The sequence below is a fragment of the Streptomyces sp. NPDC001781 genome, from assembly GCF_053596035.1.
Genome location: NZ_JBSFFI010000020.1, coordinates 1 through 16,075 on the forward strand (window position 1 = coordinate 1; position 16,075 = coordinate 16,075).

12 protein-coding genes are annotated in these 16,075 nt (G+C 70.4%); 5 read left to right on the plus strand and 7 right to left on the minus strand.

Annotation, left to right across the window (positions count from 1 at the left end; genetic code table 11):
• Nucleotides 1-38: 38 nt before the first annotated feature.
• Nucleotides 39-1,805, minus strand: a complete 1,767-nt coding sequence (gene arc / locus ACWCV3_RS19245; protein WP_451225235.1) for a proteasome ATPase — start codon at nucleotides 1,803-1,805, stop codon at nucleotides 39-41.
• Nucleotides 1,806-2,089: 284 nt separating this feature from the next.
• Here arc and ACWCV3_RS19250 point away from each other — a divergent pair, with 284 nt between their 5' ends.
• The gene (locus tag ACWCV3_RS19250) at nucleotides 2,090-2,392 is read left to right on the plus strand and encodes a ferredoxin (protein WP_451225238.1); all 303 of its coding nucleotides are present in this window, start codon (nucleotides 2,090-2,092) and stop codon (nucleotides 2,390-2,392) included.
• Nucleotides 2,393-2,467: 75 nt separating this feature from the next.
• On the opposite strand, the gene ACWCV3_RS19255 is transcribed toward ACWCV3_RS19250, so the two are convergent.
• The 3 genes from ACWCV3_RS19255 to ACWCV3_RS19265 all read right to left on the minus strand — a co-directional run bounded on the left by ACWCV3_RS19255 (nucleotide 2,468) and on the right by ACWCV3_RS19265 (nucleotide 5,698).
• Nucleotides 2,468-3,055, minus strand: coding sequence for a hypothetical protein (locus tag ACWCV3_RS19255; protein WP_451225241.1), 588 nt, complete (start codon nucleotides 3,053-3,055; stop codon nucleotides 2,468-2,470).
• A gap of 211 nt (nucleotides 3,056-3,266) precedes the next feature.
• On the minus strand, nucleotides 3,267-4,169 hold the full coding sequence (locus tag ACWCV3_RS19260) for a tRNA (adenine-N1)-methyltransferase (protein WP_030812697.1): 903 nt from the start codon (nucleotides 4,167-4,169) through the stop codon (nucleotides 3,267-3,269).
• Between the two features lie 53 nt (nucleotides 4,170-4,222).
• Nucleotides 4,223-5,698: a site-2 protease family protein gene (locus tag ACWCV3_RS19265; RefSeq protein WP_451225244.1), complete on the minus strand. Its 1,476-nt coding sequence runs from the start codon at nucleotides 5,696-5,698 to the stop codon at nucleotides 4,223-4,225.
• A 69-nt stretch (nucleotides 5,699-5,767) separates the two neighbouring features.
• Between ACWCV3_RS19265 and ACWCV3_RS19270 the strand changes: the two genes are divergently transcribed.
• Nucleotides 5,768-6,697 (plus strand): RecB family exonuclease, encoded by a 930-nt coding sequence (locus ACWCV3_RS19270; protein WP_451225247.1) that lies wholly within the window; start codon nucleotides 5,768-5,770, stop codon nucleotides 6,695-6,697.
• Between the two features lie 15 nt (nucleotides 6,698-6,712).
• Entirely contained in the window at nucleotides 6,713-7,384 is a 672-nt protein-coding gene (locus tag ACWCV3_RS19275) for a response regulator (protein WP_451225250.1), read from the plus strand.
• A 132-nt stretch (nucleotides 7,385-7,516) separates the two neighbouring features.
• On the opposite strand, the gene ACWCV3_RS19280 is transcribed toward ACWCV3_RS19275, so the two are convergent.
• The 3 genes from ACWCV3_RS19280 to metH form a co-directional block, all read right to left on the minus strand.
• Entirely contained in the window at nucleotides 7,517-9,121 is a 1,605-nt protein-coding gene (locus tag ACWCV3_RS19280; RefSeq protein WP_451225253.1) for an ABC transporter substrate-binding protein, read from the minus strand.
• A gap of 435 nt (nucleotides 9,122-9,556) precedes the next feature.
• Entirely contained in the window at nucleotides 9,557-10,258 is a 702-nt protein-coding gene (locus ACWCV3_RS19285) for an HAD family hydrolase (protein ID WP_451225256.1), read from the minus strand.
• Nucleotides 10,259-10,389: 131 nt separating this feature from the next.
• The gene (gene metH / locus ACWCV3_RS19290; protein WP_451225259.1) at nucleotides 10,390-13,920 is read right to left on the minus strand and encodes a methionine synthase; all 3,531 of its coding nucleotides are present in this window, start codon (nucleotides 13,918-13,920) and stop codon (nucleotides 10,390-10,392) included.
• 294 nt (nucleotides 13,921-14,214) lie between these two features.
• Between metH and ACWCV3_RS19295 the strand changes: the two genes are divergently transcribed.
• Both ACWCV3_RS19295 and ACWCV3_RS19300 read left to right on the plus strand, forming a co-directional pair.
• Nucleotides 14,215-14,979 (plus strand): IclR family transcriptional regulator, encoded by a 765-nt coding sequence (locus ACWCV3_RS19295; RefSeq protein ID WP_451225262.1) that lies wholly within the window; start codon nucleotides 14,215-14,217, stop codon nucleotides 14,977-14,979.
• 219 nt (nucleotides 14,980-15,198) lie between these two features.
• Nucleotides 15,199-15,990 (plus strand): MIP/aquaporin family protein, encoded by a 792-nt coding sequence (locus ACWCV3_RS19300; RefSeq protein WP_451225265.1) that lies wholly within the window; start codon nucleotides 15,199-15,201, stop codon nucleotides 15,988-15,990.
• Nucleotides 15,991-16,075 lie beyond the last annotated feature (85 nt).

The window sequence follows — 16,075 nt, forward strand, 5'->3', positions numbered from 1 at the left end:
CGGATGCCCGTGGCGGGCATCCGCAGCCGCTCCGCCCTTTACAGGTACTGACCGGTGTTCGCCACCGTGTCGATGGACCGTCCGGTGTCCGCGCCCTGCTTTCCGGTGATGAGGGTGCGGATGTAGACGATCCGTTCGCCCTTCTTTCCGGAGATGCGGGCCCAGTCGTCGGGGTTGGTGGTGTTGGGCAGGTCCTCGTTCTCCTTGAACTCGTCCACGCATGCCTGGAGGAGGTGGGAGACGCGGAGGCCCTTCTGGCTCTTGTCGAGGAAGTCCTTGATCGCCATTTTCTTGGCGCGGCCGACGATGTTCTCGATCATGGCGCCGGAGTTGAAGTCCTTGAAGTAGAGGACTTCCTTGTCTCCGTTGGCGTAGGTGACTTCCAGGAAGCGGTTCTCCTCGGATTCGGCGTACATCTGCTCGACCGCCGTCTGGATCATGCTCTGGACGGTGATCTCCTTGTCGCCGCCGTGCTCGCCGAGGTCGTCGGGGTGCAGCGGGAGGCGCTCGGTGAGGTACTTGCCGAAGATGTCCTTGGCGGCTTCGGCGTCCGGGCGCTCGATCTTGATCTTCACGTCGAGCCGGCCGGGCCGGAGGATGGCGGGGTCGATCATGTCCTCGCGGTTGGAGGCGCCGATGACGACCACGTTCTGGAGGCCCTCGACACCGTCGATCTCCGCGAGGAGCTGGGGGACGATGGTGTTCTCGACGTCGGAGCTGACGCCGGAGCCACGGGTACGGAAGAGGGATTCCATCTCGTCGAAGAAGACGATGACGGGGGTGCCCTCGCTGGCCTTCTCCCGGGCACGCTGGAAGACGAGGCGGATCTGCCGCTCGGTCTCGCCGACGTACTTGTTGAGCAGCTCGGGGCCCTTGATGTTGAGGAAGAAGCTCTTGCCCGCGGCCTGTCCGGTCACTTCCGCGACCTTCTTGGCGAGCGAGTTGGCGACGGCCTTGGCGATCAGGGTCTTACCGCATCCGGGGGGGCCGTAGAGCAGGACGCCCTTGGGCGGGCGCAGCTCGTGCTCCTTGAAGAGGTCGGGGTAGAGGTAGGGGAGTTCGACGGCGTCGCGGATGGCCTCGATCTGGCCGCCGAGTCCGCCGATCTGTTCGTAGCCGATGTCGGGGACTTCTTCGAGGACAAGTTCCTCGACCTCGCTCTTGGGCACGACCTCGTAGACGTAGCCGGAGCGGGGTTCGAGGAGGAGTGCGTCGCCGGGGCGGATGGTGATGCCCCGGAGCGGTTCGGCGAGCCGGACCACGCGTTCCTCGTCGGTGTGTCCCAGTACCAGGGCTCGTTCGCCGTCCTCGAGGATCTCCTTGAGGGTGACGATGTCGCCGACGCTCTCGTACTCCATGGCCTCGACCACGTTGAGAGCTTCGTTGAGCATGACTTCCTGGCCGCGCCTGAGGTCGTCGAGTTCGACGCTCGGGCTGACGTTGACCCGGAGTTTGCGGCCGCCGGTGAAGATGTCGGCGGTGCCGTCCTCGTTGGCCTGGAGGAACGCTCCGAAGCCGGCCGGCGGCTGGGCGAGCCGGTCGACTTCCTCCTTGAGGGCCACGATCTGGTCGCGGGCCTCGCGGAGTGTGCCGGCCAGGCGCTCGTTCTGTGCGGAGACGCCGGCCAGATTGGTCTGAAGCTCGACGATCCGCTCCTCGAGAATCCTCGTGTGCCGCGGAGAGTCGGCGAGCTTGCGGCGCAGGACGGCGATCTCCTGCTCAAGATAGGCGATCTGTCCGGCGGGGTCGTCGGACCCTCGTCCCGAGCGGATGCCGCGGTTGATGTCGTCGTCGTGGGCTGCCACGGTCCTCACCTCCTCCAAGGGGAGCTGGACGCTTCCAGACCCTACCTGGGTGGGTGTCGATTGAAACCCCTAGATCACAAAGACTGTCAAGGTGTGTCGTCGGTCACCCGGTGCGCTCCCTCTCGCACGGAGGGGATACCCACTGAACGTGACGCGGAAGCCGCTTGTTCCGGGTGATCCGTCGGCCGGGCAGGTGCGGACGGTGGGAAATCGGGAGGCGGGGGTAGGGTCGGGGTGTTCGACAGCCGCCGGCGGACGGGTCCGGCGATTTGAGGTCAGGAGAGTTGAGCGTGCAGCAGGAGGCCCCGGACGGCGAGGCGCTGGAGGTCTGGATCGACCAGGACCTGTGTACCGGTGACGGGATCTGCGCCCAGTACGCGCCGGAGGTGTTCGAGCTGGACATCGACGGGCTGGCCTATGTGAAGGACGACGACGACGAGTTGCTCCAGGCCGTGGGGGCGGCGGTGCCGGTGCCGCTGCCGCTGCTCACGGACGTGGTGGATTCGGCGAAGGAGTGTCCGGGGGCGTGCATCCATGTGCGCCGGGTTTCGGACAAGGTCGAGGTGTACGGGCCCGAGGCGGACTGAGTCCCGGCAGGCCCGGCGGATCCCGGTCGAGGACGCGCGCGTGCGGGGGCATGCGCGCGTCTCGTGCGTTCGGGGTCAGACGCCGCGGGTGTCGGCCGGGGTGGAGCGCAGGAAGGCGCGGCCGTCCCAGCGCCAGGCGGCGGCTTTCTTCACGTCGGGGCAGCAGCTCGGTACGTCGTCGGTGGAGTAGCCGAGGAGGGTGGCCGTCACGGTGCGGTCGCGGATGGCGAGATCGGTGGCGGTGAGGCGGTCGGCGGCCTGGACGAGGGTGGCGACGACGCGGGGCCGGCCGTCGGTGGCGTCGCGGGTGAGGACGTAGACGGCGTCAGGTGGGGTGCCCATGGCGGCGTCGCAGTGGACGACGGCGACGGTCTCGGGTTTGCCGTCGCCGTCGAGGTCGCCGCTGGTCCTGCGGGCGACGACGGCTTCGACGGGGCCGCAGTCGAGCGGGAAGGCGACGCCGGTGGTGCCGGGCGGGGTGGTGGCGGTGGGTGCGGGGGCGGGCCTGGCCTCGGTGGCGGTGGTCGGCTGGGCCGCGGTGGCCGGGCCGGGCTGGACGAGGGAGGACAGTGCGATCACGCCGGCGACCGCTGTGGCCGTGGCGGCCCAGTGGATGGGCCGGGTGTCCGTGCGGGCGAGCTCCGGGACGGCGGATTGCTGCACTAGGAGGGTCTCCTGTGGGGCTGTGCCGGTGAAGGGGTGGCCAGCATGGTGTCACACGTCACGGTGGGTGGGAACGGCGGGGGCGGGTGCGGTTCCGGCGGGGTGCGGGGTGGCTGCCGCGAGGGGGAACGCGAGGACGCCGTGCCCTTGGTTCCCGTGGTGGCGGGAGGTCGGGGCACGGCGCCCTGGGTGGATGCGGGGTGGGTGCGGGTCAGCGGCCCGCGCCGCCGTCGGCGTTGGGGCCGGCGTAGTCCTCGCCGTAGGCGCCCTTGGCGGGGCGGCGGCGGCGCATGGGCGGCTCGACGCCGTCGGCGAGGCGGCGGGCGGTGAGCAGGAAGCCGGTGTGGCCGATCATGCGGTGGTCCGGACGGACGGCCAGGCCCTCGATGTGCCAGTTGCGGATCATCGTCTCCCAGGCGGTCGGCTCGTTGAAGCAGCCGATCTCGCGGATGGACTCGACGGTCCGGGCGAGCTGGGTGGTGGTGGCGACGTAGGCGCAGAGGATGCCGCCGGGGACGAGTGCCTTGGAGACGGCCTCCAGGCATTCCCAGGGGGCGAGCATGTCGAGGATGACGCGGTCGACGTCGGTGTCGGACAGGTTGTCCTGGAGGTCGCCGACGGTGAGCTGCCAGGCGGGGTGTTCGCCGCCGAAGTAGCGCTCGACGTTCTGCTTGGCGATCTCGGCGAAGTCCTCGCGGCGCTCGTAGGAGTGCAGCATGCCCTGGTCGCCGATGGCGCGCAGCAGGAAGCTGCTCAGCGAGCCGGAGCCCACGCCCGCCTCGACGACGCGGGCGCCGGGGAAGATGTCGGCGAAGGCCAGGATCTGCCCCGCGTCCTTGGGGTAGACCACGGCGGCGCCGCGGGGCATGGACAGGACGTAGTCGGGGAGCAGGGGGCGCAGCGCGAGGTAGGCGACGTTGCCGGTGGTGCGGACAACGCTGCCCTCGGGAGCGCCGATCAGTTCGTCGTGCGGGAAGGAGCCCTTGTGGGTGTGGAAGTTCTTCCCGGCTTCGAGCGTGAACGTGTAGTGGCGGCCCTTGGGGTCGGTCAGCTGAACCTGGTCCCCGACCTTGAAGGGCCCGCGCCTGCGGGCGGCACCGGTCGGTTCGGACATGTGACCAGCTTACCGGCAGCCGCAGGGGGCGAAGACCATGATCCCCGGTGGGTTCAGGAGGGGCGCGCCATGGCCTTGACGAAGGCGCGCTCGACGTCCGCCGCGGAGAGGACTCCGTAGATCTCGCCGGTGTTCTCGACCACCAGGTACTCCGTCGCGGGGGTGGCGCGGAGGGTGTCGAGCAGTTCCTCGCCGGAGAGTTCGGCGGAGACGCGCATGCCGTCGGTGAGGTCCTGGGCGAGTTCGCCGACGGGGACCCAGGGGCGGCGGTGTTCGGGGACGCCGACGATGGCGGCCTCACGGACGAGGGAGAGGGGGGTGCCGTCGGCGTCGACGACGACGAGGGCGCGGGCGCCGGCGGCGTTGGCGCGGCGCAGGCCCTCGGAGAGGGGGGTGTCGCTCCGGACGGGGACGGCGCGGCGGGTGAGGGTGCGGGCGCGGAGGTCGGGGAGGTGTTCGCGCAGCCGGGCCATGCGGAGGCTGTTGCCGGCGCCGGTCCAGATGATGGCGGCGAGGATCGCGGCGAGCAGGGCGTCGGTGACGGTGTCCATGCCGCTGACGTCCCGGTCGCCGCCGAGGGCGCCGGACTGGTTGAGCAGGGGCAGTCCGACGAGGACGGAGACGGCGAGGGCGCGGCCGACCCAGGCGGCGGCGACGGTTCCCGCCATGGGGCGGCCGGTGATCTTCCAGACGACGGCGCGGAGCATGCGGCCGCCGTCGAGGGGGAGGCCGGGCAGGAGGTTGAAGATCGCGACGATCAGGTTGGAGATCATCAGCCCGGCGAGGAGGACGCCGGGGACGGTGCCGGGCTCGACGGGTTTGAGGGCGAGGTAGAAGAGTCCGGCGAGGACGAGGGAGAGCAGGGGGCCGACGAAGGCGAGGACGAACTCGCGGCCGGGTGTCTCGGCTTCCTTCTCGATCTCGGAGACGCCGCCGAAGAACTGGAGCTGGATGCGGCGGACGGGGAGTTCGAAGCGGAGGGCGGCGAGGGTGTGCGCGAGTTCGTGGACGAGGACGGAGGCGTAGAAGGCGACCGCGAAGAAAAGGGAGACCAGGTAGCGCAGGGCGCCGAGTTCGGGCAGGACGCGGTCGAGCTGGCCGCCGAAGACCCAGGTGATGAGGGCGGCGACGAGGAACCAGCTCGGGGCGACGTAGACGGGTACGCCGAAGGGGCGGCCCATGAGGATGCCGCCGCCCGGTTCCCTGGGGCGCTTCGGGGGCGGGTCGGTGCGGGCGATGCCGGCGTGGGCGAGGGAGCGGTCGTGCTCGGTGCGGTCGGTGTCGTCGGGTCCGGGCCGATCGGGATGGTCCTGATCGTGCGCGGACTCGTGTTCGGGGTCGTGTTCGGGGTTCGGGGTCGGAGGCGCTGGGGGGTGCTCGGCCGGGTGGTTCTCGTCCGGCTGCGGCTGCCCGTTCCCGCCGGTCACGTCCACGGTGTCCCCTCGTTCGGTGCGTCTTCCGCGCGTGGCCGGGCGGAAGGGTCTCGGGTCGATGGTATGCGGCCCGGGTGGCGCGGTCCGCTCCGGCACCCTGCTGTTCTGGGGGTGTGGGGTGAGCGGCTGGGTCGCTGTCGGTGCCGGGCCGTATGGTCTTGGGTCATGGAGAGCAGCGGTGTGGGCAGTGCCCCCGAGGGTGTTCCGGGTGGCGGGGGCGGCGCGGAGGGTGTCGCGCGGGTCGTCGTGGCGCCGTCGTCACTGTCTCCGTCGCGGGCGAGCGATTTCATGCGGTGTCCGCTGCTGTACCGCTTCCGGGTGATCGACCGGCTGCCGGAGAAGCCGAGCGAGGCGGCGACGCGGGGCACGCTGGTGCACGCGGTGCTGGAGCGGCTGTTCGACGTGCCGGCGGCGGAGCGTACGGCGCCGGCGGCGAAGTCGTTGATCCCGGCGCAGTGGGACCGGTTGCGGGAGAGCCGGCCGGAGCTCTCGGAGCTGTTCGAGGGTGATCTGGGCGGTGAGCGGCTGGCGCGCTGGCTGGATGAGGCGGAGCGGCTGGTGGAGCGCTGGTTCTCGCTGGAGGACCCGACGCGGCTGGAGCCGGCCGAGCGCGAGATGTTCGTGGAGACGGAGCTGGATTCGGGGCTGCGGCTGCGCGGGATCATCGACCGGGTGGACGTGGCGCCGACGGGTGAGGTGCGCATCGTCGACTACAAGACGGGGAAGGCGCCGCGCCCGGAGTACGCGGAGGACGCGCTGTTCCAGATGAAGTTCTACGCGCTGGTGGTGTGGCGGCTGAAGCGGGTGGTGCCGCGCCGGCTGCAGCTCGTGTATCTCGGCAGTGGTGACGTGCTGACGTACGACCCGGTGCCGGCCGATCTGGAGCGGGTGGAGCGGAAGCTGATGGCGTTGTGGGCGGCGATCCGGGAGGCGACGGAGTCGGGGGTGTGGCGGCCTCGGCCGACGAAGCTGTGCGGCTGGTGCGATCACCAGGCGGTGTGCCCGGAGTTCGGGGGCACTCCCCCGCCGTATCCGCTCGCGGTGAGGGCGGCGGAGCCGGGCGCGGAGGACGCGGGCAGAATGGGGCCGGTCTAGCGAAGGAGTTCTCAGGTGGCCATCCGCGTCCTTCTGGTCGATGACCAGCCGCTGTTGCGTACCGGGTTCCGGATGATTCTGGAGGCGGAGCCGGATCTGGCGGTCGTCGGTGAGGCCGGTGACGGTCTGCAGGCGCTCGATCAGGTGCGTGCGCTGCAGCCGGATGTCGTGCTGATGGATATCCGGATGCCCCGGATGGACGGGGTGGAGGCGACCCGGCAGATCACGGGTCCGGAGCGGGACGGTCCGGCGAAGGTGCTGGTGCTGACGACGTTCGATCTGGACGAGTACGTGGTGGAGGCGCTCAGGGCGGGGGCGAGCGGGTTCCTGCTGAAGGACGCTCCGGCGGACGAGCTGGTGCAGGCGATCCGGGTGGTGGCGGCGGGCGAGGCGATGCTGGCGCCGAGCATCACGCGGCGGCTGCTGGACAAGTACGCGACGCATCTGCCCTCGGGTGAGGAGCCGGCGCCGAGCACGCTCAGCACGCTGACGGACCGTGAGGTGGAGGTGCTGAAGCTGGTGGCGCGGGGGCTGTCGAACGCGGAGATCGCGGCGGATCTGTTCGTGAGCGAGACGACGGTGAAGACCCATGTGGGGCATGTGCTGACGAAGCTGGGTCTGAGGGACCGGGTACAGGCGGCGGTGTACGCCTACGAGAGCGGTCTGGTGCGGCCGGGGGCGCAGTAGTGCACGCGCCGAGGGCGCCCCTCCTGGTGGAGGGGCGCCCTCGGCGCGTGCGGGCGCGTTTCGTCAGCTCTCGCCGGGTTCCCGGGCTTCACCGTGCCGGTGCTGCCGTCGGGGCGCGGGGGGAGGGCGGGGTCAGCCGCTCACGCCACGGCCGAGCTCCCACAGCTGAAGCGTCGACGAGGAGTTCAGGGCGTACGAGGAACCCGTGATGTCGTCCCGTGCGGCGACGTACTGCTTGCCCTGCCACAGCGGCAGTACGGGCACGTCCTCGGCGACGATGTCCTGGATCTCGGTGAGGCTCTTGCCCGCGTCGAGGCGGTCGGCCTCGCGGCGCGACTCGGGGATCAGCGTCCGCTGGATCGTGCTGTTGGCGTACGGCGAGCCGAGGAAGTTGTCCTTGTCGAGGAACGGTGCCACGAAGTTGTCGGCGTCCGGGAAGTCGGGGAACCAGCCCATGCCGTAGACGTCGTACCGGCCCTTCTGCTCCGCGGGGCGGAAGGTGGCCCAGGGGTGGCCCTGGATGCTGACGTCGAACAGGCCGCTGTCGTTGAGCTGCTTCTGCAGGACCTCGAACTCCTGCTTGGTGGCGGAGCCGTAGTGGTCGGTGGTGTAGTGCAGCGTCAGCTTGAGCGGGGCGGTGACGCCGGCCTTGGCGAGCAGCAGCTTGGCCTTGGCGGGGTTCGGGTCGCCGTACTTGTTGAAGAACGAGTTGGAGTGGCCGGTCAGGGTGGCGGGCACCAGGGAGTACAGCGGCTCGGCCTGGGTGCCGTAGACCTTGGAGACCAGTTCGCCGCGGTTGATGACCTGGGCGATGGCCTGGCGGACGGCCTTGTCCTTGACCGTCTGCGCGTTGGTGTTGAAGGCGAGGTAGCGGATCTCGAGACCCGGCATGTCGACGAGGTCGGCGTGCTCGTCGGAGCCTCCGTCGAGCTTCTGGATCTGGCTCGGCGACATGGTGCGGGTCATCACGTCGATGTCGCCGCGGTCGAGGGCGGCGCCCATCGCGTCGGCGTCGTCGAAGGAGCGGATCTCCACCTTGTCGTTGTTCAGCTCGGAACTGCCCTTGTACGAGGGGTTCTTGGTGAACGTCACGCTGACCATGGCGTCGCCCTTGACCTGGGCCTTGAAGGTGTACGGGCCGGAGCCGTCGACCTCGAAGCCGTCGCGGAGCTTGCCCTGGGCGTAGATCTTGGGGTTCACGATGCCCGCGACGGGGGTGGACAGCTTGAAGGGGAACGTGGCGTCGGCCGTCTTCAGGTGGAAGATGACCTCGCGGTCGCCCTGCGTCTCGACGGTGTCGACGGTGTTCAGCAGGGCGGCGACACCGCTGTCGGCCTGGAGCTTGATGGCGCGGTCGATGGAGAACTTCACATCGGCGGCGGTGACCGGGTCGCCGGAGGCGAACTTGAGGCCGCTGCGCAGCTTGCAGGCGTAGCGCTCGTTGCCGGTGTCGGTGAAGCCGCAGCTCTCGGCGGCCTCCGGGACGGGGCTGCCCTCGCCCTTGGGCTGGGTCATCAGCGTCTGCACGGTCTGGCGCAGGAGGTTCCAGGTGCCGACGTCGTAGGCGTAGGCGGGGTCGAGGGGCGCGGGGGCGTCGCTCGTGGCCGTGAACCGGTCCGTGGTGCCGACGACGATGGGGTCGCCGTTCTTGGCCCCGCTGTCGGTTCCGCCGCACGCGGCGAGAACCGGCGTGAGCAGGCCGGCCACTGCCGGCAGCACCAGAGTCTTGCGGTTCATGCGGGACGTTCTCCAGAGCTGTTTGATTCCGTGGACCCGGCGGGCTTCAGGTGGGCTCGATGGATCACGGGGGTTGCTGCGATGTTGTCGCGACGACATTAGTCCGCGCCCGCGAGGCGCTTCGCGGTCCCTTGAGTTGAGGGCTCATCACGCAGTGAAACCGGGTGTGGACGCACCGAAAAACCGACAGAGGCAGGATTCGCACAACGACCCATCAATCGGGACACATGGGCCTGCGAACGGGGCGTTCGGCGCCGATTTCTGCACACGCGGGCGGCGTTGTCGAGGCCGCTCCGGGTGACGAACGTCACAGTGTCAACTGAAGCCCGGCGTACCGGAATTCAGCCGGTCCGGCGAGCGGGGAATTACCGTCGGGGCGCGACTCCGCGGAATTGCGCCCCTGGTCAGCATTGTTTTCGCACGCTGGGTGAACGCCTAGTGCGTGAGCGTCATCAGGCCGCGCAGAAAAGACAGGTCGACCTGTTCCAGTGAGGGCACGACGGTGCGCCGTTCGGCCGGGACGATGGGGGCGATGGAGGGCACGGCGACCACATGGCAGCCGGCGGCCTCGGCCGAGGCGACGCCGGTGGCGGTGTCCTCGATGACGGCGCACCGGGCCGGGTCGGCGCCGAGTCCGGCGGCGGCCAGCAGGTAGGGGTCGGGGTGGGGCTTGGTGCGGGAGACCTCGTCACCGCCGATGGAGAGGCTGAAGTGGTGCGGGCCGAGCGCCGTCAGCACGCGGTCGATGATGCGCCGGTGGGAGGCGGAGACCAGGGCGGTCGGGATGGCGTGCTCGTGGAGTTCGGCGAGCAGCCGGGCGGCGCCGGGCATCAGCGGGAGGTGGCTGCCGATGCGGGCCTCGAAGCCGTCGTTGAGGAGGACGGAGAGTTCGGCGAGGGTGATGGCGGCGCCGGTGGCCTCGATGAGGAAGCCCGCGCTGCGGGTCATGGGACCGCCGACGACGACGTGCCGCCAGGAGTCGTCGAGGGCGTGGCCGAGGGCGGCGAAGACCTCGACCTCGACGTCCCACCAGAAGCCCTCGGTGTCCACCAGGGTGCCGTCCATGTCGAGGAGGACCGCTTGAAGGGCGGAGCCTTCGGCCGTGCGTTCTCCGAGCGCGGGGACCGTGCTGGTCATCCGGGCGCACCTCCTTGAGGGACGATCAGGCCGGTTCCCGGAGAGGGAACCGGCCTGCGGTGGACCGACCAGCATACGTCGTCCGGTCCCGGAACGCCTGTTGCGTGCGCGTGTCCGCCCGGCCGGCGCGGTCAGCGGGCGTTGAAGTACTTCGCCTCGGGGTGGTGGATGACGATGGCGTCGGTGGACTGCTCGGGGTGGAGCTGGAACTCCTCGGAGAGCTGGACGCCGATCCGCTCCGGCTGGAGCAGGTCGGCGATCTTGGCGCGGTCCTCCAGATCGGGGCAGGCGCCGTAGCCGAGGGAGAAGCGGGCGCCCCGGTACTTCAGGGCGAACATGTCCTCGATGCCGGCGGGGTCCTCGCCGGCGAAGCCGAGTTCGGCACGGACGCGGGCGTGCCAGTACTCGGCCAGCGCTTCGGCCAGCTGGACGGAGAGGCCGTGCAGTTCGAGGTAGTCGCGGTAGGCGTCGGCCTCGAAGAGCTTGGCGGTCTCCTCGCCGATGCGGGAGCCGACGGTGACGACCTGGAGGCCGACCACGTCCCGCTCGCCGGACTCCTCCGGGCGGAAGTAGTCCGCGAGGCAGAGCCGGCGGCCCCGGCTCTGGCGGGGGAAGGTGAAGCGGGTGCGCTCGTTGCCGTCCTCGTCCAGGATGATCAGGTCGTCGTCCTTGGAGACGCAGGGGAAGTAGCCGTGGACGACGGCGGCCTCCAGCAGGTTCTCCGTCTGGAGCCGGTCGAGCAGGCCGCGCAGCCGGGGGCGGCCCTCGGTCTCTGCCAGTTCCTCGTAGGTGGGGCCGTCGCCGGTGCGGGCCTGCTTGAGACCCCACTGGCCCTTGAAGAGGGCGCCCTCGTCCAGCCAGGACGCGTACTCCTTGAGCTGGATGCCCTTGACGACGCGGGTGCCCCAGAACGGCGGGGTGGGCACCGGGTTGTCGGTGCGCACGTCGGAGCGGACGTGGCCCTCCTGCGCGGGCGCGTCGGGGAGGTCGGCGGCGGGGGTGGCGCGGACCCGGCGCTGCTTGAGCTCGGGGAGCCGGGCGCCGGGCAGGCCGCGCTTGACGCCGATGAGGGCGTCCATCAGGCGCAGGCCCTCGAAGGCGTCGCGGGCGTAGCGGACCTCGCCCTCGTAGATCTCGTGGAGGTCCTGCTCGACGTAGGCGCGGGTGAGGGCGGCGCCGCCCAGGATCACCGGGTAGTCGGCGGCCAGGCCGCGCTGGTTCAGCTCCTCCAGGTTCTCCTTCATGATCACCGTGGACTTGACCAGCAGGCCGGACATGCCGATGACGTCGGCGCGGTGTTCCTCGGCGGCGTCCAGGATCGCGGAGACGGGCTGCTTGATGCCGAGGTTGACGACGCTGTAGCCGTTGTTGGACAGGATGATGTCCACGAGGTTCTTGCCGATGTCGTGGACGTCGCCGCGCACGGTGGCCAGCACGATGGTGCCCTTGCCCGCCCCGTTCTCGCCGTCGGGGGTTTTCTCCATGTGCGGTTCCAGGTACGCGACGGCCGTCTTCATGACCTCCGCGGACTGGAGCACGAAGGGGAGCTGCATCTGGCCGGAGCCGAAGAGTTCACCGACGGTCTTCATGCCGTCGAGCAGGGTGTCGTTGACGATGTCGAGGGCGGGGCGGTCCGTCAGGGCCTCGTCCAGGTCGGCCTCCAGGCCGTTGCGCTCGCCGTCGACGATGCGCCGCTTGAGGCGCTCGTCCAGGGGCAGCGCGGCCAGTTCCTCGGCCTTGCCGGCGCGCAGGGACTTGGCGGTGGCGCCCTCGAAGAGCGCCATCAGCTTCTGCAGCGGGTCGTAGCCCTCGGCGCGGCGGTCGTGGATGAGGTCCAGGGCGGTCTGCACCTCCTCCTCGCTGAAGCGGGCGATGGGCAGGATCTTGGACGCGTGCACGATGGCCGAGTCCAGGCCGGCCTTGACGCATTCGTCGAGGAAGACGGAGTTCAGCAGGATGCGGGCGGCCGGGTTGAGGCCGAAGGAGATGTTGGACAGGCCGAGCGTGGTCTGGACGTCCGGGTGGCGCCGCTTGAGTTCGCGGATGGCCTCGATGGTGGCGATGCCGTCCTTGCGGGACTCCTCCTGACCGGTGCAGATGGTGAAGGTCAGGGTGTCGATGAGGATGTCCTCCTCGTGGATGCCCCAGTTCCCGGTGAGGTCGTCGATGAGCCGTTCGGCGATCTCGACCTTCTTCTCCGGGGTGCGGGCCTGGCCCTCCTCGTCGATGGTGAGCGCGATCAGGGCGGCGCCGTGCTCGCGGGCGAGCCGGGTGACCTTGGCGAAGCGGGAGTCGGGACCGTCGCCGTCCTCGTAGTTCACCGAGTTGATCACCGCGCGGCCGCCGAGCTTCTCCAGACCGGCCTGGATGACGTCGACCTCGGTGGAGTCGAGGACGATCGGCAGCGTGGAGGCGGTGGCGAGGCGTCCGGCGAGTTCGGCCATGTCGGTGACGCCGTCGCGGCCGACGTAGTCCACACAGAGGTCGAGCATGTGCGCGCCCTCGCGGATCTGCTCGCGGGCCAGTTCCACGCAGTCGTCCCAGCGGGCCTGAAGCATGGCCTCCCGGAACTTCTTGGAGCCGTTGGCGTTGGTGCGCTCGCCGATGGCGAGGTAGGAGGTGTCCTGGCGGAACGGCACGGACTGGTAGAGCGAGGCGGCGCCCGCCTCGGGGCGCGGCTGCCGTTCGGCCGGGGCGAGGCCGCGGACGCGCTCGACGACCTGGCGCAGGTGCTCGGGGGTGGTGCCGCAGCAGCCGCCGACCAGGGAGAGGCCGTACTCGTGGACGAAGGTCTCCTGGGCGTCGGCGAGCTCGGGGGCGGTGAGCGGGTAGTGCGCGCCGTCCTTGCCGAGGACGGGCAGGCCGGCGTTGGGCATGCAGGCCAGCGGGATGCGGGCGTGGCGGGCGAGGTGGCGCAGGTGCTCGCTCATCTCGGCGGGCCCGGTGGCGCAGTTCAGGCCGATCATGTCGATGCCCAGGGGTTCCAGCGCGGTGAGCGCGGCGCCGATCTCCGAGCCGAGCAGCATGGTGCCGGTGGTCTCGACGGTGACGGAGACGATGACGGGCAGGTCGATGCCGAGGGCGTCCAGGCCGCGCCGGGCGCCGAGGACGGCGGCCTTGGTCTGGAGGAGGTCCTGGGTGGTCTCGATCAGCAGGGCGTCGGCGCCGCCGGTGACGAGTCCTTCGGCGTTGCGCTGATAGGCGTCGCGCAGGGTGGTGTACGGGGCGTGGCCGAGGGTGGGGAGCTTGGTGCCGGGGCCCATGGAGCCCAGCACCCAGCGGGGGCGGCCGTCGCGCGCGGTGAACTCGTCGGCGACCTCGCGGGCGACGCGGGCGCCGGACTCGGAGAGTTCGTGGACGCGCTCGGGGATGTCGTACTCGCCGAGGGCGGAGTGGTTGGCGCCGAAGGTGTTGGTCTCGACGCAGTCGACGCCGGCCGCGAAGTACTCCTCGTGCACGGAGCGCACGATGTCGGGCCGGGTGAGGTTGAGGATCTCGTTGCAGCCCTCGAGCTGCTGGAAGTCGTCCAGCGTGGGTTCCTGGGCCTGGAGCATGGTGCCCATGGCTCCGTCGGCGACCACCACGCGGGTGGCCAGTGCCTGACGGAGCGCGGACGCACGGGTCCGGCTGTCGGCGGAAGGGGACGGCGGCGACGAGGCCATGAAGGGGCTCCCTTGAGTGCGACGGCTGTCGGCTATGCGCCCGCTCCGGCCGGGGCCGGGCGTGGGGCACGGCGTCAGAGTAACCGCCGGTGGGCTTGGATGGGCACAGGCGTCCACGACACGGACGCGGATGGCGGAGTCCGGCCGGTGGGGTGCGGTGGCCGGAACCCGGCGGGTGGCCGGACCTGGCCCTGCTCATTGGCGGGAGATCGGCATGGACCGGTAGTGTTCGGCATTGCCGAACGCGTATGGGATGGCTCGGCGGTGGCCGATGCGGACGGAGGCAGGACGTCGATGGCACGGAACATCCAGTCGCTCGAACGGGCGGCCGCGATGCTGCGCCTGCTCGCGGGCGGCGAGCGGCGGCTCGGCCTCTCCGACATCGCCTCGTCGCTGGACCTGGCCAAGGGCACGGCGCACGGCATCCTGCGCACCCTCCAGCACGAGGGCTTCGTGGAGCAGGACGAGGCGTCGGGCCGCTACCAGCTGGGCGCGGAGCTGCTGCGGCTGGGCACCACCTACCTGGACGTGCACGAGCTGCGGGCGCGGGCCCTGGTGTGGACCGACGACCTGGCCCGCTCCAGCGGGGAGAGCGTGTACCTGGGCGTGCTGCACCAGCAGGGCGTGCTGATCGTGCACCACGTCTTCCGCCCGGACGACAGCCGTCAGGTGCTGGAGATCGGGGCGATGCAGCCCCTGCACTCCACGGCGCTCGGCAAGGTGCTCTCCGCCTACGACCCGGTGGCCCACAGCGAGGCGCTGGACTCCCCCCGCAAGGCGTTCACCGACCGTACGGTGTGCGCGCCCGCGGAGTTCGAGCACGTCCTGGACCTCACCCGGGCGCGCGGCTACGCGGCCGACCTGGAGGAGACCTGGGAGGGCGTGGCGTCGATCGCCGCGCCGGTCCACGACCGGCGCCGGATGCCGGTGGGCGCGGTGGGGATCGCCGGCGCCGTGGAGCGGCTGTGCCGGGACGGCGAGCCGCGTCCGGAGCTGGTCGCGGCGGTGCGGGACTGCGCCCGCGCCGTCTCCCGCGACCTGGGTGCCGCCCGCTTCTGAGCACCGCCTTCGCGTGGGGGCCGGTCTGCTGTGCCCCCGTCCGTAACGATCCGGCGTTCTGTGCTTTTTTCCGCCCCCGGAACTCTTGACGCGTGCGTGCGCCGAAAGCGAGACTCCCGTCCAACGGTCGGCATTGTCGAACACCTATCGGTAATACGCGTTAGGCTGGGACAGCGCCAAGGGCCGAGTTCCCCTGGACCAATGACAAAGGAGTCGCGGGTGTCCAGCTCCGACATCTTCATCGGCGAGACCATAGGTACCGCCGTGCTCATCCTGCTCGGCGGTGGCGTCTGTGCCGCCGTGACGCTGAAGGCCTCCAAGGCGCGCGGCGCCGGATGGCTGGCCATCGCCTTCGGGTGGGGCTTCGCCGTCCTGACGGCCGTCTACACCTCGGCGCCGCTCTCCGGCGCGCATCTCAATCCGGCCGTCTCCCTGGCGCTGGCGATCAAGGACCACGACTACGGCACGCTGCCCGTCTACTGGGGCGGCCAGTTGCTGGGCGCGATGATCGGCGCGACGCTGGTCTGGGTGGCCTACATGGGCCAGTTCCGCGTCCACCTGACCGACCAGGAGATCGTCGGCGGGCCGGGCACGCGGGACACGGTCAAGGCGGTCGAGGCAGAGGAGGCGGCCGCGGGCCCGGTACTGGGCATCTTCTCCACCGGTCCGGAGATCCGGAACGCGGTGCAGAACCTTCTGACGGAGATCATCGGCACGGTCGTGCTGGTGCTGGCGGTCCTCACGCAGGGCCTGAACAACGAGGGCAACGGTCTGGGCCCGGTGGGCGCGCTGATCACGGCCCTGGTGGTCGTCTCGATCGGTCTGTCGCTCGGCGGTCCGACGGGGTATGCGATCAACCCGGCCCGTGACCTGGGACCGCGCATCGTGCACGCGCTGCTGCCGCTGCCCAACAAGGGCGGTTCGGACTGGAGCTACGCATGGGTGCCGGTCGTCGGTCCACTGGTCGGCGGCGCGATCGCTGCGGGCATCTACAACGTCGCTTTTGCTTGACGAGTAACGATTTGCGCGAAAAGCACCGATCATTCGAGTAAGCGCCGTACACACCGCCACCCTCACCTCGGATCTCCCAGGAGCA